At 36.4% G+C, this 25,692-nt stretch carries 25 protein-coding genes and 5 tRNA genes; 4 read left to right on the top strand and 26 right to left on the bottom strand.

Features of this window, described 5'->3' with window-relative positions; translation table 11 throughout:
• Positions 1–82: 82 nt before the first annotated feature.
• The 6 genes from NSA47_RS09880 to NSA47_RS09855 all read right to left on the bottom strand — a co-directional run bounded on the left by NSA47_RS09880 (position 83) and on the right by NSA47_RS09855 (position 6,382).
• The gene (locus tag NSA47_RS09880; RefSeq protein ID WP_257531474.1) at positions 83–1,765 is read right to left on the bottom strand and encodes a PucR family transcriptional regulator; all 1,683 of its coding nucleotides are present in this window, start codon (positions 1,763–1,765) and stop codon (positions 83–85) included.
• Positions 1,759–2,568 (bottom strand): selenium-dependent molybdenum cofactor biosynthesis protein YqeB, encoded by an 810-nt coding sequence (yqeB, locus tag NSA47_RS09875; RefSeq protein ID WP_257531472.1) that lies wholly within the window; start codon positions 2,566–2,568, stop codon positions 1,759–1,761. The genes NSA47_RS09880 and yqeB overlap by 7 nt, the downstream gene beginning before the upstream one ends.
• Positions 2,568–3,368: an XdhC family protein gene (locus tag NSA47_RS09870; RefSeq protein ID WP_257531470.1), complete on the bottom strand. Its 801-nt coding sequence runs from the start codon at positions 3,366–3,368 to the stop codon at positions 2,568–2,570. The genes yqeB and NSA47_RS09870 overlap by 1 nt, the downstream gene beginning before the upstream one ends.
• Complete coding sequence (mocA, locus tag NSA47_RS09865; RefSeq protein ID WP_257531468.1) at positions 3,355–3,960, bottom strand: molybdenum cofactor cytidylyltransferase; 606 nt, start codon at positions 3,958–3,960, stop codon at positions 3,355–3,357. The genes NSA47_RS09870 and mocA overlap by 14 nt, the downstream gene beginning before the upstream one ends.
• The gene (gene yqeC, locus NSA47_RS09860; protein ID WP_257531466.1) at positions 3,954–4,748 is read right to left on the bottom strand and encodes a selenium cofactor biosynthesis protein YqeC; all 795 of its coding nucleotides are present in this window, start codon (positions 4,746–4,748) and stop codon (positions 3,954–3,956) included. Before yqeC ends, mocA begins: the two co-directional genes overlap by 7 nt.
• Before the next feature lie 353 nt (positions 4,749–5,101).
• Positions 5,102–6,382: a uracil-xanthine permease family protein gene (locus tag NSA47_RS09855; protein WP_257531464.1), complete on the bottom strand. Its 1,281-nt coding sequence runs from the start codon at positions 6,380–6,382 to the stop codon at positions 5,102–5,104.
• A gap of 576 nt (positions 6,383–6,958) precedes the next feature.
• Between NSA47_RS09855 and NSA47_RS09850 the strand changes: the two genes are divergently transcribed.
• Positions 6,959–8,170: a S8 family peptidase gene (locus NSA47_RS09850; RefSeq protein WP_257531462.1), complete on the top strand. Its 1,212-nt coding sequence runs from the start codon at positions 6,959–6,961 to the stop codon at positions 8,168–8,170.
• A 92-nt stretch (positions 8,171–8,262) separates the two neighbouring features.
• Here NSA47_RS09850 and NSA47_RS09845 read toward each other — a convergent pair whose 3' ends face one another.
• Positions 8,263–9,717: a M23 family metallopeptidase gene (locus tag NSA47_RS09845; RefSeq protein WP_306811148.1), complete on the bottom strand. Its 1,455-nt coding sequence runs from the start codon at positions 9,715–9,717 to the stop codon at positions 8,263–8,265.
• Positions 9,718–9,956: 239 nt separating this feature from the next.
• Here NSA47_RS09845 and NSA47_RS09840 point away from each other — a divergent pair, with 239 nt between their 5' ends.
• Together NSA47_RS09840 and NSA47_RS09835 are read left to right on the top strand one after the other, a co-directional pair.
• Positions 9,957–10,979, top strand: coding sequence for a DnaD domain protein (locus NSA47_RS09840; RefSeq protein ID WP_257531460.1), 1,023 nt, complete (start codon positions 9,957–9,959; stop codon positions 10,977–10,979).
• A complete protein-coding gene (locus tag NSA47_RS09835) occupies positions 10,972–11,958 on the top strand; it encodes an ATP-binding protein (protein WP_257531458.1) in 987 nt (328 codons plus the stop codon). The genes NSA47_RS09840 and NSA47_RS09835 overlap by 8 nt, the downstream gene beginning before the upstream one ends.
• Before the next feature lie 108 nt (positions 11,959–12,066).
• Here NSA47_RS09835 and NSA47_RS15450 read toward each other — a convergent pair whose 3' ends face one another.
• The 19 genes from NSA47_RS15450 to yedF form a co-directional block, all read right to left on the bottom strand.
• Positions 12,067–13,575: a M1 family metallopeptidase gene (locus NSA47_RS15450; RefSeq protein ID WP_257531456.1), complete on the bottom strand. Its 1,509-nt coding sequence runs from the start codon at positions 13,573–13,575 to the stop codon at positions 12,067–12,069.
• Positions 13,576–13,715: 140 nt separating this feature from the next.
• A tRNA-Thr gene (locus tag NSA47_RS09825) sits at positions 13,716–13,790 on the bottom strand.
• Positions 13,791–13,824: 34 nt separating this feature from the next.
• A tRNA-Asp gene (locus tag NSA47_RS09820) sits at positions 13,825–13,901 on the bottom strand.
• 24 nt (positions 13,902–13,925) lie between these two features.
• Positions 13,926–14,001, bottom strand: a tRNA-Val gene (locus tag NSA47_RS09815).
• Between the two features lie 5 nt (positions 14,002–14,006).
• Positions 14,007–14,081: transfer RNA gene (locus tag NSA47_RS09810), tRNA-Glu, on the bottom strand.
• A gap of 2 nt (positions 14,082–14,083) precedes the next feature.
• Positions 14,084–14,159: transfer RNA gene (locus tag NSA47_RS09805), tRNA-Lys, on the bottom strand.
• A gap of 199 nt (positions 14,160–14,358) precedes the next feature.
• On the bottom strand, positions 14,359–15,789 hold the full coding sequence (locus tag NSA47_RS09800; protein WP_257531454.1) for an NAD(P)/FAD-dependent oxidoreductase: 1,431 nt from the start codon (positions 15,787–15,789) through the stop codon (positions 14,359–14,361).
• A 273-nt stretch (positions 15,790–16,062) separates the two neighbouring features.
• Entirely contained in the window at positions 16,063–17,397 is a 1,335-nt protein-coding gene (dnaB, locus tag NSA47_RS09795) for a replicative DNA helicase (RefSeq protein ID WP_257531452.1), read from the bottom strand.
• 28 nt (positions 17,398–17,425) lie between these two features.
• Positions 17,426–17,875 (bottom strand): 50S ribosomal protein L9, encoded by a 450-nt coding sequence (gene rplI / locus NSA47_RS09790; protein ID WP_257531449.1) that lies wholly within the window; start codon positions 17,873–17,875, stop codon positions 17,426–17,428.
• Positions 17,872–19,884, bottom strand: a complete 2,013-nt coding sequence (locus NSA47_RS09785; RefSeq protein ID WP_257531447.1) for a DHH family phosphoesterase — start codon at positions 19,882–19,884, stop codon at positions 17,872–17,874. The genes rplI and NSA47_RS09785 overlap by 4 nt, the downstream gene beginning before the upstream one ends.
• 19 nt (positions 19,885–19,903) lie before the next feature.
• Positions 19,904–20,866 carry a YybS family protein gene (locus tag NSA47_RS09780; RefSeq protein ID WP_257531445.1) on the bottom strand — a complete coding sequence of 321 codons (963 nt, stop codon included), beginning with the start codon at positions 20,864–20,866 and terminating at the stop codon, positions 19,904–19,906.
• 12 nt (positions 20,867–20,878) lie between these two features.
• A complete protein-coding gene (locus tag NSA47_RS09775) occupies positions 20,879–21,202 on the bottom strand; it encodes a MazG-like family protein (RefSeq protein WP_257531442.1) in 324 nt (107 codons plus the stop codon).
• Between the two features lie 303 nt (positions 21,203–21,505).
• A complete protein-coding gene (gene rpsR / locus NSA47_RS09770) occupies positions 21,506–21,766 on the bottom strand; it encodes a 30S ribosomal protein S18 (protein ID WP_373370319.1) in 261 nt (86 codons plus the stop codon).
• Positions 21,750–22,178, bottom strand: a complete 429-nt coding sequence (locus tag NSA47_RS09765; RefSeq protein ID WP_257531438.1) for a single-stranded DNA-binding protein — start codon at positions 22,176–22,178, stop codon at positions 21,750–21,752. Before NSA47_RS09765 ends, rpsR begins: the two co-directional genes overlap by 17 nt.
• Before the next feature lie 18 nt (positions 22,179–22,196).
• Positions 22,197–22,481 (bottom strand): 30S ribosomal protein S6, encoded by a 285-nt coding sequence (gene rpsF, locus NSA47_RS09760; RefSeq protein WP_257531436.1) that lies wholly within the window; start codon positions 22,479–22,481, stop codon positions 22,197–22,199.
• A 209-nt stretch (positions 22,482–22,690) separates the two neighbouring features.
• Positions 22,691–22,897 carry a DUF951 domain-containing protein gene (locus tag NSA47_RS09755; protein WP_257531434.1) on the bottom strand — a complete coding sequence of 69 codons (207 nt, stop codon included), beginning with the start codon at positions 22,895–22,897 and terminating at the stop codon, positions 22,691–22,693.
• A gap of 15 nt (positions 22,898–22,912) precedes the next feature.
• On the bottom strand, positions 22,913–23,803 hold the full coding sequence (locus NSA47_RS09750) for a mechanosensitive ion channel family protein (RefSeq protein ID WP_257531433.1): 891 nt from the start codon (positions 23,801–23,803) through the stop codon (positions 22,913–22,915).
• Entirely contained in the window at positions 23,800–24,081 is a 282-nt protein-coding gene (locus NSA47_RS09745; protein WP_257531431.1) for a putative Se/S carrier protein, read from the bottom strand. The genes NSA47_RS09750 and NSA47_RS09745 overlap by 4 nt, the downstream gene beginning before the upstream one ends.
• Before the next feature lie 20 nt (positions 24,082–24,101).
• A complete protein-coding gene (yedF, locus tag NSA47_RS09740; RefSeq protein ID WP_257531429.1) occupies positions 24,102–24,704 on the bottom strand; it encodes a sulfurtransferase-like selenium metabolism protein YedF in 603 nt (200 codons plus the stop codon).
• Between the two features lie 244 nt (positions 24,705–24,948).
• Here yedF and yyaC point away from each other — a divergent pair, with 244 nt between their 5' ends.
• Positions 24,949–25,578 carry a spore protease YyaC gene (gene yyaC / locus NSA47_RS09735; RefSeq protein ID WP_257531427.1) on the top strand — a complete coding sequence of 210 codons (630 nt, stop codon included), beginning with the start codon at positions 24,949–24,951 and terminating at the stop codon, positions 25,576–25,578.
• Positions 25,579–25,692: the final 114 nt, after the last annotated feature.

The following is a 25,692-nucleotide window of genomic DNA, read 5'->3' as shown; positions in this document are numbered from 1 at the left end:
GGTTTCCCTTTGTTAAATATATATAAAGAAGTTTCAAGCTTTGAACTTTTTTTTGTTATCTTCTTATATTCTTCCTTATTTTTTATTTTTTATCTATGATATACATAATTTTAAGAGCAATTTCTAAATTTAAACGTTGGTGGGCATCTTGAAGGTTGACATGACATATTTCTTCAATTCGCTGAATTCTATATAAAATGGTATTGTAATGGGTAAATAATTGCTTTGAAATCTTTTTTAGGTTGCCGTTATTTTCGAAATAAGACTGCAAAGTTTTCACTAACTCTGTATCCTTGGCTTTGTCATATTCTACCAGGGGCATTAGGGTTTCTGTATAAAAGCGTCTTAACTCTGGTTTTAAATTTTCATAATATAGGAGTCTATAAATCCCAAGATCATCAAAATGTACAACTTTATCTTGGTTAAATAATTTCCCAAGGGTTATGGATTTCTTGGCATCCTGATAGCTTTTGTATAATTCTTCTATCTTAGAATAATACCTTCCAATGCCAATAGATATCTCTATTTCAGGAAAAGCCTTTTTTACCACCTCTATAATGTTTTTTCCCAAGTCAATACTTTTATTTTTTACATCACTACTATCCATTAAGGGGTCAACGGCTAATAAAATAGTTAGACTATCGCTTTTATCACCCATAATTATTTTTTGATTGTGCTTTTGTGCTGTGCTTTGAATGCTTTGTTGAATACGGTTCTTATATTGTTGAATAAATTCCGCATTATTGGGTGTCTTTTTAAAGGATTTTTCAAAATCATCTAGACTAATCACCATAACCACATAGTCTTTGCCAAATTCTAATCCAAAAATAGGTCCTCTTTCAATTGCCAGCTTCTGCAGACTCTGATCAGGAGATAGTAGATCCTCAATAAATTCTATTTTATGTCTTTTTTCTACTTCTAAAATGGCAACTTCCTTCATGACATCCAAAGCTGCTATGGCTGATGAGGTTTCAATGGTTCTCATATCCACTACTTCCAACTTAGCATTCGTCTCCCATACAATAATATACCCATAGGTCTTATTTCCTGCCACTATAGGCATGATAACTTTAGTAACCGTTTTTCCCCCTACCTCATCTTCGGTGCGTTGGTGCCTGTGCAGTTGATAATAGCGGGAGGATATTCCCTGTTGTTTTTGAGCCTTGACCATTAACTCTTCTCGTAGTTCCGGGTTTTCTCTATATAGGGAAACTACTGTGTTATTAAATAAATTATCCTGAATGGCCACAGGGTTTTTTACCATCTTTGCTAGAGCATCACTAATATCTTTTAATTCTCCGCCAGCCAATAATATATTCATCAATTGTCCATGAACTTCCTCTAGAGTGGTCAATAGGGCAGCTTGTTTATTTAATACTTCTGCTAAAATAGGGTTCATAATATCAGTAAAAGAAGCCTCAAAGGGTAGTTCAATAAGGGGGAACCCCAACGATTCAGCCGTTTTAATCATATCCTCTGAAATAGATTTCAAATATCTTCGGGGTTTTATGGCCAGCCCAGCTAATCCTTTTTCATGAAGCTTAGGAATTAATTCCTTTTGTGCTATAGGGTCATCCTTTATAGAATAGGCCGTAGTGAGAAGCAGCTCTCCCCCCTTTACCCAATCCCCAATATCCGGTACCTCCATGATATTTATCTGGGTAATAGCATTGCCCTTACCTCTTTCTCCTGCGATAAGTTTCGCTCCCTTTAGTGCGTCTAATTTTAAAGCCTGTTCTATCGTAATACCTGCATTTGTTAACATTGCTTATCACCTCGTCTGCACTGTAAATACAATAATGCCTCTAGTACTCCCCCTCCTACCGAACGAGCTTTATCTGAAATGGTCAAACAATGTTCTGCCACATCCCTAGCATCAATATCGCCTATCTTATAACCGGGGGTCACTGCTAATCCATCCTGTAATAGACCTCTGAGCACACCAGATATGGTAGCAGGTACGGGCTTTTCTCCTACATAGGCCACAATCTCGCCTTTCTTTACGATATCCCCTATTTTTCTGGTGGCTTTAAATTCTCCTTCAATAGGCGCTCTAAGAACCCTATCGATATCATGTCCGCCTATTTCCCCTGGCACACCGGTATTGGGTATGGCTTGCCCTTTTAAAATAACCCTGCCCAAAAAATGTCCCCTCATGGTTTCTATTACGGCATGAACATCCTCACCTGCAGTAAATCCCGGTCCCACTCCTATGACTATGGAAGCCATGTCCTTATGGGTACCCAAGTTTTTCTTTGCCAGGATTGCATCCACTATGGCCAAGGGTTTTAGCTTTTCTATAGACTCTCCCTTAGGATCAATTAAAATCGGTAAAATCTCTTGATCTATCATATCTATAGCGTCCTCTGGACTTTTTGCCAGTTTAGCCTTTATTCCTTCTATAATCATTTCCCCATCATAAATGGCTTGGGCAAAGGATACTGTTCTTCTTACCATGGTAGGTTTTTCCACTTCCAAAATAACCACTGGAAATCCAGCCATTACTAGTCTATGAGCAATTCCACTAGCAATATCTCCCCCGCCCCGCATTACAATTAAATTCTTCATTAAAATCTCCTCAATTCTACTAAAGATTGACCTGAACCACCCTTTATTGCTTTGATTAATTCTCCCATAATACTAATAGCTATTTCTTCTGGAGTTTCAGCTCCTATATCCAGGCCTATTGGAGCATGAGCTTTATCAAGTTCCTCTTGGGAATACCCCTTTGCCAATAGATCATCCAAGATTTTTTTCACCTTTCTTTTACTACCAATCATTCCTATGTAGTCTGCCCCTGATCTAATGACTCCTTTCAAACTAGGTCCGTCATCATTCTTAGTGGCTATAACTACATAGTGGTTTTTATGAAGTTTTAGCTCTTGTAACTCCTTTGTATAATCCTCTACGATCATCAATCTCTTGGCCGTAGGAAATCTTTGCTCATTACAATATTCCTTTCGATCATCTACCACCATAAGATCAAAGCCCAAAAAATCTACTAATTTTGATAAGGCATAGTTTACATGGCCTCCACCTATTAACACTACGGTAGGTCTGGGATGGATGACTTCAATAAAGACTTGCATACTTCCTCCACAATTCATATTTAATCCACCTTGAACCTCTTTATTTAATTCATAAGAAACTAATTTGGATTTCCCCTCTTTAATAGCCTTCAGAGCCTCTTGGATGACTTCCTTTTCCACCGGCCCCCCGCCTACGGTTTCAGTAATGGAGCCATCTTCCTCTATAAGCATTTTTGCTGTGGATTTTCTAGGGGTGGAACCACCAGAGGAAATAACCGTGGCTATGGCAAAGGCCCTTCCTTGTTCTTCCAGATCAATGGCTTTTTTATAAACTTCCATCCTGATCCCTCCTGTATTCTATGGCTTTTTGATAATCTTCTTGAGTATCAATATCGTAGTTTTCCATTTCTTCAGCAATAGGAACCTTCACTATTCTATGGGGATATTTTTTAATAATCTCTCTAGCCCCTTTATCTCCCTGTAGTGTTTTCATCTCTTCAAAAAAACTCTGACTAAAAATTACAGGGTTTCCCCTATTCCCATTAAAAGTCGGTAGAACAATATCCTGGGGATAGTGAGAAAATGTATCTATTAATAAATTAATGGTTTTTTTCCCAATAAAGGGTTGATCCCCCAATAAAAACATTAATCCCTGTACATCTCCCTCTATATTTTCTACTGCTTTTTTTACGCTCTTACTTTGTCCTAGGGCATAATCTGGATTATAGATAAGGGATATTCCTTTTTTTCGAGCAATCTCTTCAAATTCTCTTTCATGATGTCCATATACTAAATATACCCCTTTTAATTTGGATTCTATAGCCTGGTCAATGACATTTTCTACTATGCTTTGATGGCCTAAGGGCATAAGGAGTTTGTTTTGTCCAAATCTCTCGGACATCCCTGAAGCCAATATTACGCCTCCTACCATTTTTCCTTCTCCTCCACTCTTTGTAGTATTGGATTAAGGGGATTTTGCACCTGTCCCAACAGGATTTTAAAATTCTTGGGATGATCCCGAGATAAAATAATCTGGGCTAGTTCTTCTGCTTGTCCTATAGATTTTTCATCAATTTTATTAATAAGTACAAAGACTTTGCTTTCCTGTTCAACTTTCTTCAATAGACCTTTTTTGTGTAAAATGACTTCTGCCATCATTTCTTTGGTGAGAATAGTATCTTGTTCTTCCTCCCCTAGATGAAGAATGTTCAATATATTTTTTGGCCGATGGACATATTGTTCTGTAATCGGTTTTCCTAAGGCGTCTATTCCAACCACTATAATAACCACATCACTTTTTTCAGGCAAGGCTGGTTCATGGCTAGCATGGGCCTTAAAGGGTTTTCTATTGGCACCATCTGCCTCCACAAGAATAACATCTGCTATGTTTTCTTCTTTGATTTTTCCAACCCAATCTACTGAAATTCCCTTTATCTTATCTTCTCTCACCTTTGTGGTTGCTAAACCAACTATGAAATGCTTTTCAAAGCAGCTATGTAATTCCTCTATAGCTTTTAAGTAGTCGGGTTGAATCACCAGCTTTTCCACTTCATTATCCTTGGGTAAGGCCAAATGAGTGGTGGTAGTAACCAACACTTTTTTGCCCTTTTGGCTTAATTCCTGGGCAAATCTATACATAGTCGTAGATTTGCCTCCCCCTCCCACTAAAGAGATTATGCTGGGAAAACCATTTATTTCCAAACTATCATATATCAACATTTTCTCACCTTTTTCTTATAAAAAAGCTTTCTTTATATTCATACCTTATGATGGCTATTTAAATCATATTTTATCATTATTCTACAAGGATTATAGATCATTATCGGTTTTCTTTAGATATTGACTATAACTATTTTCCCATAAATCTATTAATCTATTAAATGATGGTATTATATTGTAAGGATATTCTACAAAGTATATGCAATTCCTTTGTATAATATTTACAACCTTACTAAAAATTCTATTATGTATTGTAGATAAACAATATTGTTTCTATTTAACTCCAATGAAAAAACTCCTATTCTAGAATAGGAGTTTTTTACGAAGCAGGTTATATTGTAGTTAGAGTTTCATTATTGCTCACTTTCAGCTGATGGTAAAACTTTATTAAGAATTATGCCTGCAACAGCTGCTAATGCCATACCAGAAAATTGTATTGGACTGTCGCCAAGTGGTATTTCAAATACTGCTCCACCAATACCTAATACTAAAATAACAGAAGCAATAATTAAGTTTCTAGAAGCTTTAAAGTCCACATTATTTTCTACTACTGTTCTAACACCAATGGAAGCAATCATACCAAATAAAATAATGGAAATTCCTCCTACTACCGCAGAAGGTATTGTGGAAATAAGACCACCAATTTTACCAATAAAAGCGATAGCTATAGCAAAAACTGCAGCAATTCTCATGATAGCTGGATCCCATACCTTAGTTAAAGCTAATACTCCAGTATTTTCTCCATAGGTGGTATTCGCTGGTGCTCCAATCATACCTGCCATAGCCGTGGCAATACCGTCTCCCATTAATGTACGGTGAATTCCAGGATCTGCCACAAAATCTTCCTCTACAGTAGCTCCAATAGCCAAAACATCCCCCACGTGTTCTACTACTGTTACAATGGCTACAGGAGCAATGATGGTAAGTGCCTTTGCACTAAACTTAGCCATAGTGAAAGCTGGTACAGAAAGCCAAGCGGCTTCTTTAATTGGAGTATAATCTATAACTCCTAATAATGCAGAAGCAATATACCCAACGCCCAATCCGCACAGTACTGGCAATACTTTAATAAATCCTTTACCATAAATATTAACCACTGTTACCGTAACTAAGCAAATAAATGCCAATAACCAATGAGAAGATGCCATATCAATAGCTGTTGGAGCTAAGTTTAATCCAATAACCATAATAATCGGTCCTGTAACAATAGGTGGGAACAAGGAATGAATTAATTCAGGTCCCACTAATTTAATGATAAGGGCTAAAATAACATAGATAATTCCTGCTACAACCAAACCACCCTGAGCATATTGTAAGTTAGCTATATACTCTGCACTGCCCTGTTCTACTCCCCCCATTTGTCCTGCAGCAATAATTACAGGGATGAAGGCAAAGGACGAACCAAGAAATGCTGGCACTTTCCCTTTAGTCATAAGGTGGAATAATAAAGTACCGGCTCCTGCACCAAATAATGCGACAGAAACATTAAAACCTGTTAGCAAAGGCACCAATACAGTAGCCCCAAACATGGTAAATACGTGTTGAATACCCAGCACAGTTTTTTTACCCATCGGGATATAGTCGCCTTTTCTAATGACCCCGTCATTAGACATTGTTTTTTGATCTGCTGACATAAATGTAAACCCCCTTCAATTTTTGATTGCCCCATTGGGGCGTTAAACCTTACTGCCCTGCTTCGCATTATAACCTTTGGCTTTAGACCATAGTTATAATGATGTATTGATACTCAGTCACCCAAAAAGGGGACGGAGTTTCAAGCTTTATAATTGTTTTATAAAATTACCCCTTTGTTTTTATAACAATTCAACAAAGCTTTTTATTTTCCTTCTCCATAGCAAGAAATCTTTGTTTTTTGAAAACGAGTACATAGATTGTAAAAATATATACCCTGCTATGGGGCTTATGACTTTTCATTAGCAGGTAGTTATATTTATACCCCTTATTTACTTTGATAAACCTTTAAGGGCAATTTTCTATATCCTAATCCCACTGACAATCCATTTTATACCAAGCATTTCTTTCTTGATAACTTTATTCTATATAAAAGACAATCATCCCTTTGTAAATACCTTATAAATTCGAGCTCTCTAATTTAGATACTTTACTTAATGTAGTTTTTTATTCTGTCACACTTTCCTTGCTCCTACATAACTTGATAATATAGTCTATTTTTTGGGGAGGAACTTTATATGAAAAGTTTTTCTAATTTTATTAAGTCCATAGGATTAAATCATAACAATAGGATAGAGCCTTCCATTCTATGGAATTTAGAATCCTATCCTATATCCCATTTCCCCATGATTATCCAAGTGAAAAAAGGTGTTGAACATTCTATAGAGAGAACTTTTAAAAGATTGGGATGCAGAGATATAGAATACTTCTCTATTATTAATAGTTTTTATTCCAAGGTACCTATTAAACATATAAAAAAAATTTTAAACCTGCCCGCTATTACTTATATGTCTGCAAATCATAGGGTATATTCCTGTATGGATGAAGTGACGGATAAGATAGGTTCATCTCAGGTAAATCAATTTGGTTATACGGGAAGAAATGTAGTTATTGCCCATTTAGATACAGGGATTCATCCCCATGGTGACTTATCTAGGCCTAAAAATAGGATTATTTATTTTAAAGATTTTATCCATAATCTTTCTAGAGCCTATGATGATCATGGTCATGGCACCTTTGGGGCCGGTTGTATGGCTGGAAACGGTATAATGTCTAAGGGACAATATAAGGGAATTGCACCCGATGCCCTACTTATTGGTTTAAAATGCTTGGACCAATCTGGATCTGGTGAAACTAAAAGTGTTCTACAAGCCCTACAATGGGTATTGGAAAATAAAGAAAAGCACAATATTCAAATCCTTCATCTACCCTTTGGCGTAGATTATCCCTATCCGGTAGTATGGGATCCTTTGGTGGAGGCAGTAAACACCCTGTGGGATGAGAACATAACTGTAGTGTGTGCTGCCGGCAATAACGGGCCCCACCAATCCACTATCCTATCCCCCGGTACTTCGGAAAAGGTGATCACTGTAGGAGGGAGTAAAAAAACTGCACGGCCAGGTATGGAAGATGGCCTATGTGATTTTTCCAGTAGAGGCCCTACCCTGGCAAATGGGACAAAACCCGATTTAGTGGCTCCCGCCCGACAAATTATATCTTTAAATTTCAATACCAAGTTTCATCCCTATCTATCTTTTTCTGGTACCTCTGCCTCCTCTGCCATAGTGACAGGAGCAATTGCTTTACTCTTGGAAAAGCATCCTCAATTTACCCCAGAGGAGGTAAAACTTGCTATAGAAATGTCCTGCGACAGTCTTCATGTGGATAAAAATATTCAAGGGAAAGGTATTCTTAATATTGAGAAACTACTTAGCAATGAGTTCAAGTAAAAACAAGGTAGACACTAAATAAAAGAGAATAGGTAAAGATAGAAAAATCCGGTCAAAATAAGTATTGACCGGATTTTTCTATCTTCTTTCCTCTACCTGGATATATAATTAAATGGATTTTGAGGTGTCCCATTTTTTCGAATTTCAAAATGCAAATGGGGACCTGTACTATTTCCAGTATTACCCATCTTTGCAATTTGCTGTCCTTTGGATACTCTTTGCCCTGAGCTTACTAGTATTTTACTTAGGTGGGCATACCTTGTGGTATAGCCTGCCCCATGATTCACTTCCACAATATAACCATATCCACCCCTATAGCCGATAAAGCTGGTGACACTTCCTCCATCTGCCGCATAAATAGGGGTCCCTGTACTATTTGCAATATCGATTCCTGCATGACGTCTTCCACCGGATCGCGCGACACCAAATAATCCTCCTGCTCCTGTCCGTCCTGATGCAGGTCTACTGAATTGTCCCGTTCTAGCCGTAGAGGGCTTTGCTTTGGTGCCCTTTGCTACAACTTTATCTGTAGGTTCTTTTATCACTTTTTCTGACAAAATAGTTTTGGTCTCTTCTATTCCATTTTTAAAGACTATCTCTGCTGTAACTTCCTTAGCCCCATATTTTCCTTCAGTAATAACCTTTTGTTTCCCTTTCTCTAACTTCTTATCCTCTTTATAGATGGTTTCAAAAGGAGTTTGTTCAGTGGTTGTCATAACTTGTACACTTTTTATACTGATAAAAGGCTTTGGTACAGTTAAATTAATTTCATCTCCAGGATGTAAATCATCAATGTTTACATCAGGATTACTTTCTTCTATTTCTCTGATTCCCACATCAAAGGCTCTAGAGATATCCCAAGTAGTATCTCCCAAAGCAACTTGGTAGATTTCTACTTCATCTGTTCCTTGCTCCAAATACTGGGTGGCTTCCTCTTTAGGAGAAATTTTCCCTAGCGGAATATCTTTTTCCACTATTTCTACCTTCTCTACAAAACTAACTTCCTTAAGTTCTACATTTTCTTTTGTGTTTGTATATGGTTTTTTAATTTCTTCTAAAATATCCTCTGCAATGTTTTTGTTTTCTACAGCAACAACTTCCTTACCGTCAATTTTGATAATTGCACCGGCCTTTTTCAATTCAACACTTTGAGATAAAGCCTTTTGAAGATGATCCTCTGAAGTAATATCTTCCTTCTCTATTCTGATTTTTTCAAAGGCTACCTCCTGCTGGAAAAGAACCTCATCTCCTCTAGCTAAAGTGATTTCTTCCTTCATCCCTTCCAATAGCTGTTGAAAATCTTGTTGCCTTTTTACAACGCCTATCTCCTGACCATTGAAAATGACTTTATACCCTAGACCTGATTGATAAGCTCCCAGAAATAATAAAGATGCCACAACTATGGCCGTAAAAGATAGGGTCAATCCTAATTTTCTTTTAATGATTAATTCTTTCATCCGTAAAACTTTTTTGTCTCTATTTATTTGTGTTATTTTACTGGAAAATTCCTTAAAAATCTTCTTCATCTTCTCAAGTATTTCTCCCATGTTTACACTCCCCTATAATCATTTCCCTTATATGTATGTAATGTCTTTACAAAGTTTGTAACGTTTATGTAACGTTTTTATATAAATTCACGAACATTCATAGTTTACCACATATTTCATAAAATACAACAGAATACGGGATTTTTTTTAAAAATTCCTTCCATATGGTTTTAGCATATGATATACCTGTCCCAATTATGCTATAATAGAAGTATAATTTCTAAAGGATGGTGTATTGATTGAACAAGTTTCAACTTACAATACAAAATGACGACTTAGGAATTACCCCAGTGGAAAATTTATTTATCAATCATTATTTACCAAAAGCTCCCGGTGACTTTGTCAAAGTATATCTTCTGGGGCTAAAGTTTTGTTTTCAAAGTACAAATCACAGCATTTCTAATGAAGTAATCGCTAAAGCCTTGGGCTTATTAGAATCTGATGTAGTGAAAGCCTGGAATTATTGGCAAGCTCAAGGCATTGTCCATATATCTCCGGCTGAAGATGAAAACAAGATGATTTCCTTTTTAAATATAAAAGAGGTGGTATTAAATAAATCTTCCTTGGTAACCTCCAATACAGTCGAAGGATCTACCCAGGAGTTGGTTTCTTCTAGAAAAAACCAAAAGGTAAAAGAAATGCATGAAATTATTGAGAAAATGTATGGGCGACCATTGAGTCCTATGGAAATGAAGCTTTTTCACCAATGGATGACTGAATATTCCTTTTCTCCCGAGGTCATTATTCTCATGCTAGAGGATTGCTTTAGTCGGGGACGTAAGGAAATGGCCTATATCAGAAAAGTAGCTCTTAACTGGTATGATGCTGGCATTATCGATGTAGAAGATGCTGAAAAGTACATGGGTACCCATAGAGATAAATGGGAAAAATACTTTAAAATCATGTCTTCCCTTGGGTTTAAAAACAGGCAACCTTCCCAAAAAGAAGAAGAATTAATGGATAAGTGGATTATAAAATATAATTTAGACATAGAGATTATTTTAGAAGCCTGTGCAAAAACTACAGCAATTTCTGAGCCTAATTTCAATTATATTGATAAAATTCTTACTGATTGGCATGACAAAGGCTTTACCACCCTGCAAGAGGTGAAAAATGAACAACCTATGGTTGCAGACAAAAAATATACGCCCAAAAAGCCTTCTCAAAAAATCAGTAGTAAGCTTGATCTAGATCATAGCTATGATATAGAGAGTCTAGAAAAAAAACTTTTAAAAAGAACTAGGAGTGATATAAGTGATTAAATCACTTATTGTTGACATTATCCAAGAGTATGATAAGAAAAGGGAAGATAGTCAAAGAAAACTAAAAATGCGTAAAGAAAAACTCTACCAGGAGATCCCTGAGTTAGCTCTCATTGAAAATAAAATGAGAGAAATAGGGTTAGAGGTAGTAAAAGCTGTGCAGTCCCATCCAGAACAGGTAGAACAGCTCACTGCCAAACTTAAGGAAAAAAGTATTGACTTACAAATGGAAAGAGCTGAAATATTGGCTTCCCATGGTTATCCTGTAGATTATTTGGAACTCAAGTTTTCTTGTAACTTTTGTCAAGACAAGGGTTTTATTGGAACAAAACGTTGTAAATGTTTTGAACAACGTCTAATCGATAAAGCCTATGTGCAATCTAACTTACATAATTTATTAGAAAAAGAAAACTTTGATACTTTTCATATAGACTATTATGCCGATAAAGAACAAGAGGGCCAAGAGGAAAGCCCCCGTAAGAATATGGAAAACATTTTACTGGGATGTATTAATTATGCTAAAGACTTTGAAAATCACAACAAAAATCTTTTCTTTTACGGCAGCCCTGGTCTTGGAAAAACCTTTCTTTCCCATGCCATTGCAAAGGAATTATTACAAAAGGGTAAAATTGTCCTTTATCAAACCTCCTCGGATTTGATAGACTTTATTCGAAAAAATAAATTTGATCAAAATAACAACCAAGAAAATACTTTGTTAGAAAGAATTTATTTAAGCGATCTACTCATCATTGATGATTTGGGAACTGAGAATCTAACAGAGTTTGCAAAAATGGAATTATTTAACATCATCAATAAGCGCTTACTTACAGGAAAAAAAATGGTGATATCCACTAACTTGTCCCTCAGAGAGCTTCAAGAAAAATATCCTAATCGTTTTACCTCCAGAATACTGGGGCATTTTCAACTTTATAAATTTTATGGAGAAGATATTCGGATAAAAAGAAAGAATATTTTATAAGCTAAGGTAAAAGGTAGGGATTATCCGCTTCTGCAAATAAGAAATATATATTTATTTATGATACTCTAGCATCAAAAATAGGGGGAAGAATAAACTTCCACCCTTTTTTTATTTCCCTAACCATCGTTCAAAAAACTTCTGATAATCCTTGCCGGTAACCGCTTTGGTAATACTCTTTATATCTTTTCCCTGTACATTGGTAAATTGATTTTCCCCCATATAATATTGTAATATAGAAAGCATATTTTCCTTTCCAATCTCCTTTTCTAACTGATAAAACATTATAGCCCCTTTACTATAGACCAGTCCAGAATATTCTCGATTGTCTTTAAATTCATCAACGCTTCTGGCAATAATTTCTTTCTTTCCTGGGAGTTTATCCTTTATTCTAGTGTAATCATCGACCACCATGGTTTTAAATACCCGCATTCCTATTTCTTCTCCATACTTCTCCCTGAAATATAAAATTGTAGAATACTCCGTTAAGGCCTCATCTATCCAAGGCTCCTTCACCTGATTATTCCCTACTATACCATACCACCATTGATGAGCAGTTTCATGGGCGATGATATATTCCAACATCAAGGTAGTATCCATAGCAAAAACATTTTTATCTATATATACCAAATTAGGGTATTCCATTCCTCCAATGTAGAAATCACTGGCTACTACTGAAAACTGTTTGTAGGGATAAATTCCAAAACTTTTATTAAAAATATCAATAGAATCCTTTGCCACCTCTAAAGCCTTCTTGCCCTGCTGATTTTCCCCATAATATACGTGAATATCTGTATCTCCCGCTTTGTCCCGTAATATTTTAAAATCCTTGCTCATCACCCAGGCAAAATCTCTTACCCCATTGGCCTGAACTGTCCATGTCTTTTCTTTCTTCTGTCCCTTTGTTTTTTGTGTATTTACAATGTCCCCTGTGGTAGCCAATTGATATTCCTTTGGTAGGGTTAAAGAAACTTTATAATTGCTTACTTCACTGTAAAAGGGGTCTCCTATAGCATAATAGGGGTCTAAATTCCATCCCTCATCATCATATACAGCAGCAACAGGATACCAATTTCCCAGATTGTAAGTAGTCTCTCCATAACCAAATCTGCTAGCTGAAGGCGGAATCTTTACTTCATATTCAAAATAAAGAGTAACTTCCCCTTGGGATTTTAATACTTCTGGTAAATCAATTTTGAGAATAGTTTTTTGTTGGCCTTCCACATCATATTTGACTTGCTTTCCTTGCACCTTGACATTTTTTATTTCTATATTGCCTGGTTCAAACCCCTTTGGATAAGCAAATTCCATTTCATCTGATGGGAAGGGAAGATTTTCTTTGTCCCCATAGGCATTGGGATATAAATGAAAATAAATAGTCTCAAAATCTTTGGAATGTTTATTAAAATATGTAGTCCTTTGTATTACCTGCAGGGTATTATCCTTCTCTACAAATCTAGCCTCTAGATCATAATGATGTAATCCATGTTGGGAGAGATGATTACTACTTTGAGGGCTCCAAAAATGAGATAATAAACCCTCATGAAGCTGCACACCCATGATGCAGATAAAAACCATAAGTAATACTAAAGTGATATTTCTGATCATTCTTTTTGCCACTTTATACACTTCCTTAGAATCATGTTATCTATCTATATTCTAAAAAGAGCTTGACCTATAACCCTTGTGCATAGAATAACCTAAAAACTATACAATATTACAGGCATAAAAAAAACACCTCTAAGGGTGTAATATAGAAATGGAGCTGGCGATAGGAATCGAACCTACAACCTGCTGATTACAAGTCAGCTGCTCTACCGTTGAGCCACGCCAGCATAATTCAATTATCACTTCATATCTAGATTAAAATGGCGACCTGGAAGGGACTCGAACCCTCGACCTCCAGCGTGACAGGCTGGCATTCTAACCAACTGAACTACCAGGCCACTTCTTTATCTTCAATATAAAAATGGTGGTCGCAATAGGGCTCGAACCTATGACCCCCTGCTTGTAAGGCAGGTGCTCTCCCAGCTGAGCTATGCGACCAAAAATGGTGACCCCTAGGGGACTCGAACCCCTGTTACCGCCGTGAAAGGGCGGTGTCTTAACCGCTTGACCAAGGGGCCAATGGTGACCCATCGGCGACTCGAACGCCGGACACCCTGATTAAAAGTCAGGTGCTCTACCGACTGAGCTAATGGGTCAGGAAACCTACAGTGTTGCTGTTAACTTTTTACTATTTGCCTTCCATAGATCTCATCGGAATTAAGTGACTCGCGAAAAATTATTTCATAATTTTGGCTCCCTACTTATACCGACTGAGCTAATGGGTCAAATGGACAAGCTTTCTTGTCCCACATTTATATATATTACATTAGCTTACCTAAAAAGTCAATTATTTTTTTACAAAATAGATAAGTTTTTTTCTTCTTTATTGACGATATCCCGTGCAACCACAATTCCTGTAACCGAGGCTTGCATCAATCCTCTGGTAATCCCTGCACCATCTCCAATGGTATATAAGTTTTCAATCTCTGTTTCAAAATTAGGATTTACTTTTACCTTACTGCTATAAAACTTACATTCCACTCCATAAAGAAGGGTATTCTTAGAATATAACCCTGGGGCTACCTTATCAAAGGCCTGTAGGGCTTCTATAATAGAAGTCAGATGTCTATTGGGTAAGACATAGCTTAAATCTCCTGGTACCGCGTGTTTCATAGTGGGTATAGTGGTAGATTTTTTTAGACGATCCTTGTCCGTCCGTCTTCCTTTTAATAGATCCCCTAATCTTTGTACCAGAATCCCACCACCAGTTAGCATATTTGCTAGATTTGCAATATACTGTCCATATTTAATGGGTTCATTAAAGGGTTCTGTAAAAGATGTAGATACTAATAATGCAAAATTTGTATTGTCTGTTTTTAATTTTTCATCGGCATAACTATGTCCATTGACTAAGGCTATCCCACCTTCATAGTTCTCTTGGGATACCACGCCTCCAGGATTCATGCAAAAGGTTCTAACCTTATTTTCAAAGGTATCGGAATAGTATACTAGTTTTGCCTCATATAAATCCTTAGTGAGATGATCGATAATGCTATTGGGCACCTCTACCCTAACGCCAATATCTACCGCATTATTTGTGGTATCAATAGATAGTTTTTGTGTTTGCTGGCTTAGCCATTGGGCGCCTCCTCTACCAGGAGCTGCTATAATATATTTTCCCAATAGGATTTCTTTATCCTGCCCTTTTTTCTGTACCCTTATTCCCTTTACTTTTTCATTTTCCACAAGAATATCCAATGCATCTGTTAGTTCCATAAAGGTTATATGATCTTCTTTAATCAAATAATCATACATCCCACCTAAGACGTCAAAGGCCTTTTCTGTCCCTAGATGCCTCACTGGACAAGGAATTAAGCGTATATTGTGTTTAGAAGATTGATATTGTATCTCTTCTATTTTTTTCTCATTCAAGCCATGGATCTTTCTTTGGGCACCAAATTCCAAGTAAATTTCATCTGCATAGTGAATAAGAGATTGGGCCTCTTCTTCAGACATATAATCAGTGATATGTCCACCTACCTCATGACTTAAGGATAACTTTCCATCACTGAAGGCACCTGCTCCTGACCATCCACTCGTTACTCCACAGGGATCACAGCCCACACAATGATTTGTGGTACGAGCAGGACACTTACGCCTATGGATTTCTCTTCCTTTATCTATGATTAAAACTTTTACATCCTTATTTTGCTTTGTCAGTTCTAAAGCAGTGAAAATTCCTGCTGGTCCCGCACCAATAATAATGACATCATATATTTTCCCCATATTACGCCCCCACCTTCTTCATTTTTATAGGGTAAAACCTGAACTTCCCTATGCTATACTATCAAAAATAAGCGTGAAAATCAATCAACATGCGAATATTAACAAGCATTTATTAGATAATATTCGATATATTATCTATATTTCCTTTTCACCTCTTAGGCAAAGAGAGGGGATAACTCTCTGCTATGGGGTTAACATTTCTAAAAAATAAAAAAATCATGGATAAGTTTAAAATGCTATCTATAACTTATCCATAATTTTTTTGCAAATTTCCTATTGATGATGTCTTTCCAAGCTAGCAAACTTAGTAAATTGTCCCAACCACACCAACTTAATTACCCCGGTGGGACCGTTTCTTTGCTTGGCAATACTCACTTCACCTATGTTTTTTTCCTCGGTATCTGGATTGTAATACTCATCCCTATATAAAAACATAACTACATCGGCATCCTGCTCTATGGCGCCTGATTCTCTCAAGTCTGAAAGGATGGGCCTATGATCTGCTCTAGCCTCTGGAGCACGACTGAGCTGGGAAAGAGCCAATACTGGACAATCCATTTCCCTAGCAAGGGCCTTTAGGGAACGGGAAATCTCTGAAATTTCCTGTTGTCTACTCTCTATCTTGCCATTCCCCGACATCAATTGTAAATAATCAATCAGGATTAGCCCTAATCCATGTTCCATCTTCAGTCTTCTACACTTAGCCCTCATCTCCATTACGCTGATACCAGGAGTATCATCAATAAATACAGGAGCTTCTGCTAAAATAGCCATTCCTTGGGCCAACTTATCCCAATCGCTTTCTTGTAAATCTCCTGTTCTCAATTTCTGACTATCAATATGGGCTTCGGAGCATAGCATACGATGGATTAATTGCTCTTTAGACATCTCTAAGCTAAATACGGCTACAGGCACTTTCTCTTTTACTGCCGCATGTTGGGCGATATTTAGTGCAAAGGCTGTTTTGCCCATAGAAGGACGGGCAGCGACTAATATAAAGTCTGACTTTTGAAAGCCTGAGGTTTTACTATCTATATCAGTAAACCCTGTGGGAATACCGGTAATTTGACTTTTATTTTTAAATAACGCTTCAATATTATCAAAGGCATCCAAAAGTACCTCTCTTATGGGTACAAACCCATCAGTAGTACGCCCCTGGGAAATGTCAAATATTCTCTTCTCTGCCATTTCAATAAGATCACTTATTTCCTCTGAGCCTTCATAGCTCTTATCCAGAATGTTCGAAGAAGCTCTAATTAATTTTCTCATTAAAGATTTTTCTTCTACAATCTTTGCATAATGGCGTACACTGGAGGAAGAGGGAACAGCGTTAGCTAATTCAGCTAAATATGCTGCTCCTCCTATTTGTTCCAATATATTGGTGTTTTTTAATTGCTCAGATAATGTGATGAAATCCACTGGTTCAGATCTATTGTATATCTGTACAATGGCATCAAATATTGCCCCATGGGCTTCTCTATAAAAATCCTCTGCTATCAAGATTTCTGTAGCCCCGGCAATAGCCTCTTTATCTAACAACATTGATCCTAAAACAGATTGCTCTGCTTCTATACTTTGAGGTGGAACACGTCCCATCATTGCATCCATTCACTTTTACCTCCCACTACCCTAACTTCTAATTTTGTGCCTCTACTTTGACAGTCAAATTCCCTGTGATGTCAGGATATACTTTTACTTCTACATTTATATTGCCCACGTATCTAATGGGTTCTGCTAAACTGATCTTTCTTTTATCTACTTTTATCTTTTTTTGGCTTTGTAACACTTGGGCAATATCCTTACTGGTTACAGAGCCAAATAATCTTCCATCTTCCCCTGCTCTTTCTTGAATGACAATAGTGGTTTTTGATATTTTATCTGCTAGGGCTTGGGCTTCTTCTACTTCTCTTTTTTTTCTAATCTCCGCTGCCTTTTTTTGTTCTTTTACCTTGGTTATATTGCCTTGACTAGCCTCTACTACCAACCCCTTAGGTAATAAATAATTTCTTGCATAGCCATCACTGGCATTGACAATTTCTCCTTTTTTACCTAATCCTTTTATATCTTGTTTTAAAATTACTTTCATTTTTCTTCCCCTTCCTGTAAGTATTCTTCAATGGCATTTTTTAATAAGACTGTTGCTTCTTCAAAATCCATATCTACTAATTGGGCCCCTGCCACTGACAGGTGACCTCCTCCACCAAGTTTTTCTAAAATTACCTGGACATTGACATCCCCTAAGGAACGGCCACTAATAGAAATGTGATTATCCCGGGCTGTCATCACAAAGGAAGCAATAATCCCGCTAATATTTAAAAGCTCATCGGCGGCCTGTGCTGCAATTAAATTGGCATCCCGCACATCAGATGGGCTAATCGAAATGGCAATATTGTCCTTAAAAATTTGAGCCCTTTGTACAGCCTCTGCCTTGGCTACAAAGGTAGACATATTATTTTGAAATAATTGCCTTGAGGAAATGGTGTTGGCTCCTCTTCTTCTTAAATAAGAAGCAGCCTCAAAGGTACGTACTCCAGTTTTAAAGGTAAAGTTTTTGGTGTCAATAAAAATGCCTGCCAATAATGCGTCAGCCTCTATAGGCTCTAGTTCTATTTTATCTTCAATGTATTGGAGAATCTCAGTTACCATTTCACTAGTAGAAGATGCATAGGGTTCCAGATAGGTAAGCACTGGGTCTTCAATAAACTCTGATGCCCTTCTATGGTGATCAATCACAATGACTCTGCTTACTTCCTCTAGGAGCTCTGGTGATTGGGTAAAGCTTGGTCTATGGGTATCTACTACTACCAATAGTGTTTTATCGGTAGTACTCTTCTTAGCCTTTTCAGGAGAAAGAAAAACTTTATTGTACTCCTCCCTGACCATTCTCTCATATAATGTATCAATATTTGGATTGGATTCTTTAAAGATGATATGGGCGTCCTTGTTGAGGGCTCGACAACACCTATAAATCCCTAAGGCAGATCCAAGACTATCCAAGTCTGGAAGATCATGACCCATAATAAATACCTGATCTGCTTGCTCTATAAATTGTTTTAAGGCATGGGCCATTACCCTGGCCTTTACCTTTGTTCTTTTTTCTACTGCCTGACTTTTTCCACCGTAGAAGGATAGTTTCTCTCCTTTTTTTACCACGGCTTGGTCTCCTCCCCTACCTAAGGCAATATCTAGGGCAGCATTAGCAGATTCCTGAGATTTAGATGGAGTATTTCCCTCAATACCCACCCCTAACCCAATACTTAGGGTAATAGGAATTTTATTTCCTGATTGAATCTCCCTTATGGTATCTAAGATATCAAATCTTTTTTCCTCCAGGGCATTTAAATACTTGTTTTCAAAAATCATAATGTATTTATCATTGGTATATTTTTTAAGCAGAGCATCGCTTTGCTTTGCCCACATATTGATCTTTCTATCAATAGCCGCTACAATAAGAGATCTATTGTTTTCAGCAGTTGATTGCATCACTTCATCATAATTATCTATTTGTATGAAGGCAATGGAGGGTTTTTCCTGCTGATAACGCTCCCTTATATGAACATAGGAGGTTTTATCTACCCAATACATCATAATAATATTTTTACTTATTTTTTTATGATTGGATACCTCAACTACATTACTTAACACCTCATAGGTACGTCCATCTATCTTTTCGGTAAGGGATTTTTTTCCCTCCTTGCTACTTTCTAAGATTTCTTTTATATGAATATCTTTAAAAACATCTACAATCTTTTCTTCCAACAGGTTGGGTTGATTGCAAATATTGGAAAATTCTTCGTTGTACCAAATAATGGTACCGTCTTCCTCTAAAATGACAAGAGGTAAGGGTAAATCCAAAAGAGTCTTCTGGGTAGCAGTATCAATATTTATAGATAAATTTTCAATATATTTCGTCCATTTTTCTTTCTTTTCATGTATACTACGCCAATTGTAATAAATAAGATACAACAGAATCAATACGCCTATACTAGCAACAATAGGATTATAAATAAATATAATCATAACAAGGATTGCTATAATCCATAGATGAATGGTTGTATCTGGTATTAATATATTCCAAAACTTTCCGTCTTTCATAGTTGAACCTCCCGGCAAATTAGCGCCCATTATGTTTTATTAGGTTTCTAAAATTAAAGACTACATCAAACAAACCAATAAAATGAATCATGATTTGTAGAAAGGGGGTCAGTAGGATAAATAGATATCCTATAAATTTAATTCCTTTGGAAAAGTTTCTATGGTGAAAAAAATAAGAGATAACGGCTAAGCCTTGGATGAAAAATACCATAAGAATTAAATACAAAACATTGCGATGGACCATATCAAAATTAGGAATTTTTAAGTATTGACCTAAAGTGGTTAAGACGATTATAAAAAATAAACCATAATTTGCATGACTAGGTAACTTCCAATTCCTTAAGGGTTGAATTTTGGCCACCTGGTGATATCCTAATCTTGGTAAAAGCTTTTGTGTGACCAACATATTTATTCCTGTAATGGCCATGGGTATGGTCAATAAGATAGCAGGAAATAGCATGTTGACCGTCTGCATCATATTCTCTATTCTTTCTACTGCCTGATCTAAGATATTGGGGTCAACACCCATTTTCTGGTACATATTGGTGATTTCCCCCATAGACAATTTCATCATTTCAGTCATTTCAGTAAGAATATCCACGCCTACAATGATTCTATAAAATTGAAACATTACCACAATAGATAGCAAGGAGGTCACATATCCCAAGAGTGCAGTCTTAGATATACTCCATTGTTTCTGATAAGCGTATCCCAAAACAATACCTAATAAACCATACATCAAAATCAAATATCCCGAATAAACAATAGGAGTAAATATACTTACTAAAACAGAAGCTATAAAGGTAGCCAATAGGCTGATGGTCATCCCCTGTCTTATCCCCAAAACAATAATCGGAATGGGCCAAATAAATATTAATAGGTTAAGAAAAGGGATATAATAACTAAGAACTCCTAAAAGAGCGGTTAAAGCAGCCATAATCGCTCCCTCGGTCATTGCTCTGGTATTAAATTTTTTATTCAAATATAAACACCTCTATCTATTGTTTTTGATATATTGGCATAAATTAGATAGATCTCCAAACCATTTTTCTGCTTCGTGTTCTTCTACAATACCCAACTTTAACTTACTTTCCAGCTTTTTATCTATATCTTCATACTTTACGCCTAATCTTTTTCCCGCTAAATAAGTTACCATAATAATATTAGCAAGCACATCAATAATGGCTTCTTGGCTAATCTTAACACCCTTAAAGCATAGGTCAAAAAGACTAGAGACCCCAGCTAATAATTCGCACTTTAGCCATTCAATCATTCTGATGTTCTTTGTAATATCCATATCCTTATTCATGGAGTTCATACTCACATCCCCCCTATTATTCTATTATATCAGATATCTCCTAATTCTAAAAAAGACTTTTGGGTTTTCTTATTTATCCTTATATTGAATGAAATAGCAGACTTTTTTATCGTGAAAACGGTTGGCTCTGCCCTAATGCCATAGGAAAAGTTGCTTTGGAGGGGCATGATCAACTTTCCCATATTACAAAATAGCAGCAAAGCTGCTTTATTGGATGTAATACAAAAGCTTGGTCTCTTACCAACAAGACAAGCTCTTCTCTTTTATAATAAATAAGCCCATCCTATGGATGGGCTTATTTGCTTATTCTGCAGTAAAGGGTAATAAAGCAATACTTCTTGCTCTTTTGATGGCAATTGTTAATTGCCTTTGGTGTTTTGCACAGTTACCTGAAACCCTTCTAGGTAAAATTTTACCCCTTTCAGTAACGTACTTGCTAAGTTTTCTTATATCTTTATAATCAACATGATCTACTTTATCCGCACAAAAACTACAAACACGTTTTTTAGGTCTTCTGAATGGTCTAGCCATATTTTTCCCTCCTTTTCTAGAATGGAAGTTCATCCTCTTCTCCATCAATTGGATAGAGGTCATCTAAATCAACGTCTTTAGTGGCATTGTCCTGAGATGGATATCCACCACCTCTATTGTCTCTGTTTTTAGACTCTAAGAAATGAACCTCGTCTGCCACTACTTCAGTGATATATCTTCTTTGCCCATCGCTACCTTCATAGCTTCTGGATTGGATTCTTCCAGATACCGCAACTAAACTTCCTTTATTTATATAATTCGCGCAATTTTCTGCCTGTTTTCTCCAAACTACGATGTTAATAAAATCTGCTTCTCTTTCACCATCTCTATTCTTGAAAGCTCTATTGATCGCAAGAGTAAAATTGGCTACTGGAGTACCATTACCCAAATATCTTAATTCTGGATCCTTGGTCAATCTACCAACTAAAGAAACTTTATTTAACATTTTTCCACCGCCTATTTATTATTCTTCTTCTTTAATAATAATGTGACGAATAATATCTTCTGTGATTTTGAAAACACGATCTAATTCAGCAGGAATAGCAGGATCAGCTGTATAATTCATTAAAACATAGTATCCTTCTTTAAATCCTTTTACTTCATAAGCTAATTTTCTCTTTCCCCATTGATCAATGCTTTCAACAGAGCCATTGGTTTCAATAATTCCTGTTGTTTTTTCAATTAAGGATTGAACCAATTCTTCCTCTGCCTCTGGACGAATAATAAAAATAGTTTCATATTTGTTCATTACCTTCACCTCCCATCTGGACTAACGGCCCTATATAATATAGAGCATGGACTTACAGAACGATATTATATCACATATTGATTATAAAGAAAAGTTTTTAATCCATTTTTAAGACTCCATCTTCTACAAGGTGGGTTCCCAATATTTTTTCTTCATATGAAGTAGAGTTTCTACCTAAAGTTTTGATGTTCAGCCTTAGCTAGACAAGCTCATTCTTGGCTGTCATCCTCTACCTTTTTTACTATCTTTTTTACACTTTTTTCAAACTTAGAACGGGGGAGCATAACCACCCGACCACAGCCCAAACATTTTATTTTAAAATCCATACCTACTCTAATGATCTCCCATTGGTCACTACCACAGGGATGTCCCTTTTTGGTTTGGACAATATCCCTAAGACTATATTTGTCTCCCATGACTTTTCCTCCCTGCTATTGTTCTAATTTCTTTTGATAAACACTTCTAGTAGGATAGGGTATTTCTATACCTTCCTCATCAAAGGCTTGCTTAATCTCCTGGAGTAGTAGTCTTTCCACTGCCCATTGTTCCATATTTATCGTTTTAGCCACAATCCTAATGCTTATGGAGAACTCTCCTAGATTTTGTATCCCTAGGACATCAGGGCCTTCTACTATTGTATCATTTTCTTTGGCAATCTTTTGACACAGTTTATTTAAAATCTCTATTGCCCTTTGGATATCCTCCTCATAGGCTATACGTACATCTACCATAGCTCTCATATTTCCTCTGGAGTGATTGGTGACTCTAGAAATTTCCCCATTGGGGAGAATATGAAGGTCTCCATTGAAATCCCGAATTTGGGTAGTCCTTAGGCCCATATTTTCTACGATTCCTCCAAAACTGTCTATATTAATATAATCTCCCACAGAAAACTGATCCTCTAGAAAAATAAAAAATCCTGTAACTACATCACGGACTAAATCCTGGGCACCAAAGCCTATGGCCAGTCCTCCCACCCCGGCAACAGCGATAATGGAGGTAACATCCATAAAAAATCCTACAATAGTCACAATTCCTACAAAATAGATTAGATACCTAAATACACTCTTTAAAATTGTAGATAGGGTATTGGCCCTTCTCTCTTCTATAGAAATTTTTCCCAGACTTTTTCTATGAAAAAATTTATCAATAATCTTATTTCCCAACCTTATTGCAATACTCATGGCAATAAAGACCAAAATGGCTCCTAAGAATTTTTTAGCCCCTTCACTTAATATTTTTATGGCTTCATCAGAAAGTTGAATAAAAAATTCTGTGGGATCTTTACCCAATCGAGTTAGTAGGTTTTCTAACCACTTCAATGTCCATCCCCCTGCTCTACTATTTTTTCAATACTCTTTTTCCCCTGTTCTACTTTTACCTTAAATATTCCATAATAGGAAAGGTTTTTATTCTTTAAAGTTTCCTGGGCAAAGGGTATGTCTTTTTCTTGTATTTGTAGGGAGAGACCACAACTACTAGTGATTTCCCTGGGTGTGGGTATCATCATGATTTTTTTCTGTGCTTCCTTTAAAGCTTGCTCAGTAGAAATTGCATGATGAGTTGAGTTAAATGCAATGATATAATAATTATCTGTCATGGGTATCTTCCTTTTTCTTTTTATAATACTATAGATTTTCCAGCCTCATGCAAGGATTCTACAATGGTGTACATATTGGATATATTTCCTACCTGTAGTTGTTCCTTAAGATGATAATAATCCAAGCAAGTGCCACAGGACATAATCTCTACACCCATTTCCTCTAGTCTTTTTAGGTGTTCTATAGAGGGTGATCCTATACAGGCTAATTTCACTCCATTATTTACAAAAATTAGCTTATCGGGTCGTGGCTCTACCTCTGTCATGGTATATAAATATCCCTTGATCAAAATATTGCCCAATTCTTCTTCCCCTGTACCCATTTTATCATTTCCTATTAAAATAACAAATTCCCCATTGCCCTTCTGTACTACAGGTTGTATATTTTCTATAGGCTGTACGCCCTCTTCCCCTTTGGTGAGGGTGATGTAATAATTCCCATCCTTTTCTTCTACATCCACTAAGGTATTCATTTTTTGTGCTAGCTTTTTTACATTCTCCTTGGCAACTTCATTGTCCACTATGGTAATTATACTCCCTGCTTTCATTTCATCTAAGGCTTTTTTTGTATTAATCACCGGTTGGGGACAATTTAACCCTCTACAATCTATTTCTCTACTCATATGACAATTCCTCCTTCTCTTTATCCCTATTTTTATATTGAAAAAATTTAAAATTTCTTATTTATATAATGATACCATAATAATCTTTGTATCTTAGGGCTATATATTTTTTTTATAAAGAAAAGAATTCCATTCAAAAATATTATTATAAAAATTCTCCATAAATATCCACTTATTTTATAACATCTTTATTCATGAAATCCTTCCCTTATGGAAACAATGTACTAGAGGAAGGAGGTTGTCCATGACATCTTTTGCTAAAAATCAGTTTGAAACCTATACCATAAGCAGTGATACTCCCCAGGCTATAGCTCGTTTTTCTGAGTATTTTCATCAATGCATAAAAAGTATCCTGCCAAGAAATATTGAGAACATTATTGTTTTATGCATTGGTACAGACCGTTCCACCGGCGATTGTTTAGGTCCCCTAATTGGTCATAAATTACATAGGCACCAAAACAAATATACCAATATCCACATTTTGGGTACCCTGGAAAGTCCTGTTCACGCCAAAAATTTGGAAGAATATATCGAGAAAATAAAAAGGGAGTTTCCCTCTCCTTTTATTATCGCCGTTGATGCCTGTTTAGGTAAGTTTGACCGTGTAGGCTATATTAATATTTCTCCGGGACCTTTAAAACCAGGAGCTGGAGTAAATAAAAGCTTGCCCCCTATAGGTGACATGCACATTACTGGTATAGTAAATATTGGTGGATTTATGGAATATATTGTTTTACAAAACACCAGATTAAATTTAGTAATGAAAATGGCCGATGTTATTAGTCAATCATTACATAGGAATTTTTTACTTTTTGATGGTTTTTTTACATCTAAAGAAGAAGTATTTGAAAGAAGGATAGGAAAAGATGGTTAGAAACAATATCAGGGTGGTATGAAGACCACCCTGCTACCATGATAAGCGTACAATATATTCTGTTTCAATAGCTTGAGAGTTGTCTAAAGCAGAAATGCACTGAGGGCGGTAAGT

Source organism: Irregularibacter muris, from assembly GCF_024622505.1.
Classification (GTDB): Bacteria; Bacillota; Clostridia; order Eubacteriales; family Garciellaceae; genus Irregularibacter; species Irregularibacter muris.
The sequence above is the reverse complement of the archived record's forward strand: the minus strand, read 5'-3'. Positions and strand labels throughout refer to the sequence as shown.

Coding starts and splice junctions, on each gene's coding strand:
- NSA47_RS09880 (WP_257531474.1), bottom strand. CDS start 1,765: ATGTTAACAAATGCAGGTATTACGATAGAACAGGCTTTAAAATTAGAC.
- yqeB (WP_257531472.1), bottom strand. CDS start 2,568: ATGAAGAATTTAATTGTAATGCGGGGCGGGGGAGATATTGCTAGTGGA.
- NSA47_RS09870 (WP_257531470.1), bottom strand. CDS start 3,368: ATGGAAGTTTATAAAAAAGCCATTGATCTGGAAGAACAAGGAAGGGCC.
- mocA (WP_257531468.1), bottom strand. CDS start 3,960: ATGGTAGGAGGCGTAATATTGGCTTCAGGGATGTCCGAGAGATTTGGA.
- yqeC (WP_257531466.1), bottom strand. CDS start 4,748: ATGTTGATATATGATAGTTTGGAAATAAATGGTTTTCCCAGCATAATC.
- NSA47_RS09855 (WP_257531464.1), bottom strand. CDS start 6,382: ATGTCAGCAGATCAAAAAACAATGTCTAATGACGGGGTCATTAGAAAA.
- NSA47_RS09850 (WP_257531462.1), top strand. CDS start 6,959: ATGAAAAGTTTTTCTAATTTTATTAAGTCCATAGGATTAAATCATAAC.
- NSA47_RS09845 (WP_306811148.1), bottom strand. CDS start 9,717: ATGGGAGAAATACTTGAGAAGATGAAGAAGATTTTTAAGGAATTTTCC.
- NSA47_RS09800 (WP_257531454.1), bottom strand. CDS start 15,789: ATGGGGAAAATATATGATGTCATTATTATTGGTGCGGGACCAGCAGGA.
- dnaB (WP_257531452.1), bottom strand. CDS start 17,397: ATGGATGCAATGATGGGACGTGTTCCACCTCAAAGTATAGAAGCAGAG.
- rplI (WP_257531449.1), bottom strand. CDS start 17,875: ATGAAAGTAATTTTAAAACAAGATATAAAAGGATTAGGTAAAAAAGGA.
- NSA47_RS09785 (WP_257531447.1), bottom strand. CDS start 19,884: ATGAAAGACGGAAAGTTTTGGAATATATTAATACCAGATACAACCATT.
- NSA47_RS09775 (WP_257531442.1), bottom strand. CDS start 21,202: ATGAACTCCATGAATAAGGATATGGATATTACAAAGAACATCAGAATG.
- rpsR (WP_373370319.1), bottom strand. CDS start 21,766: ATGAACTTCCATTCTAGAAAAGGAGGGAAAAATATGGCTAGACCATTC.
- NSA47_RS09765 (WP_257531438.1), bottom strand. CDS start 22,178: ATGTTAAATAAAGTTTCTTTAGTTGGTAGATTGACCAAGGATCCAGAA.
- rpsF (WP_257531436.1), bottom strand. CDS start 22,481: ATGAACAAATATGAAACTATTTTTATTATTCGTCCAGAGGCAGAGGAA.
- NSA47_RS09755 (WP_257531434.1), bottom strand. CDS start 22,897: ATGGGAGACAAATATAGTCTTAGGGATATTGTCCAAACCAAAAAGGGA.
- NSA47_RS09745 (WP_257531431.1), bottom strand. CDS start 24,081: ATGACAGATAATTATTATATCATTGCATTTAACTCAACTCATCATGCA.
- yedF (WP_257531429.1), bottom strand. CDS start 24,704: ATGAGTAGAGAAATAGATTGTAGAGGGTTAAATTGTCCCCAACCGGTG.
- yyaC (WP_257531427.1), top strand. CDS start 24,949: ATGACATCTTTTGCTAAAAATCAGTTTGAAACCTATACCATAAGCAGT.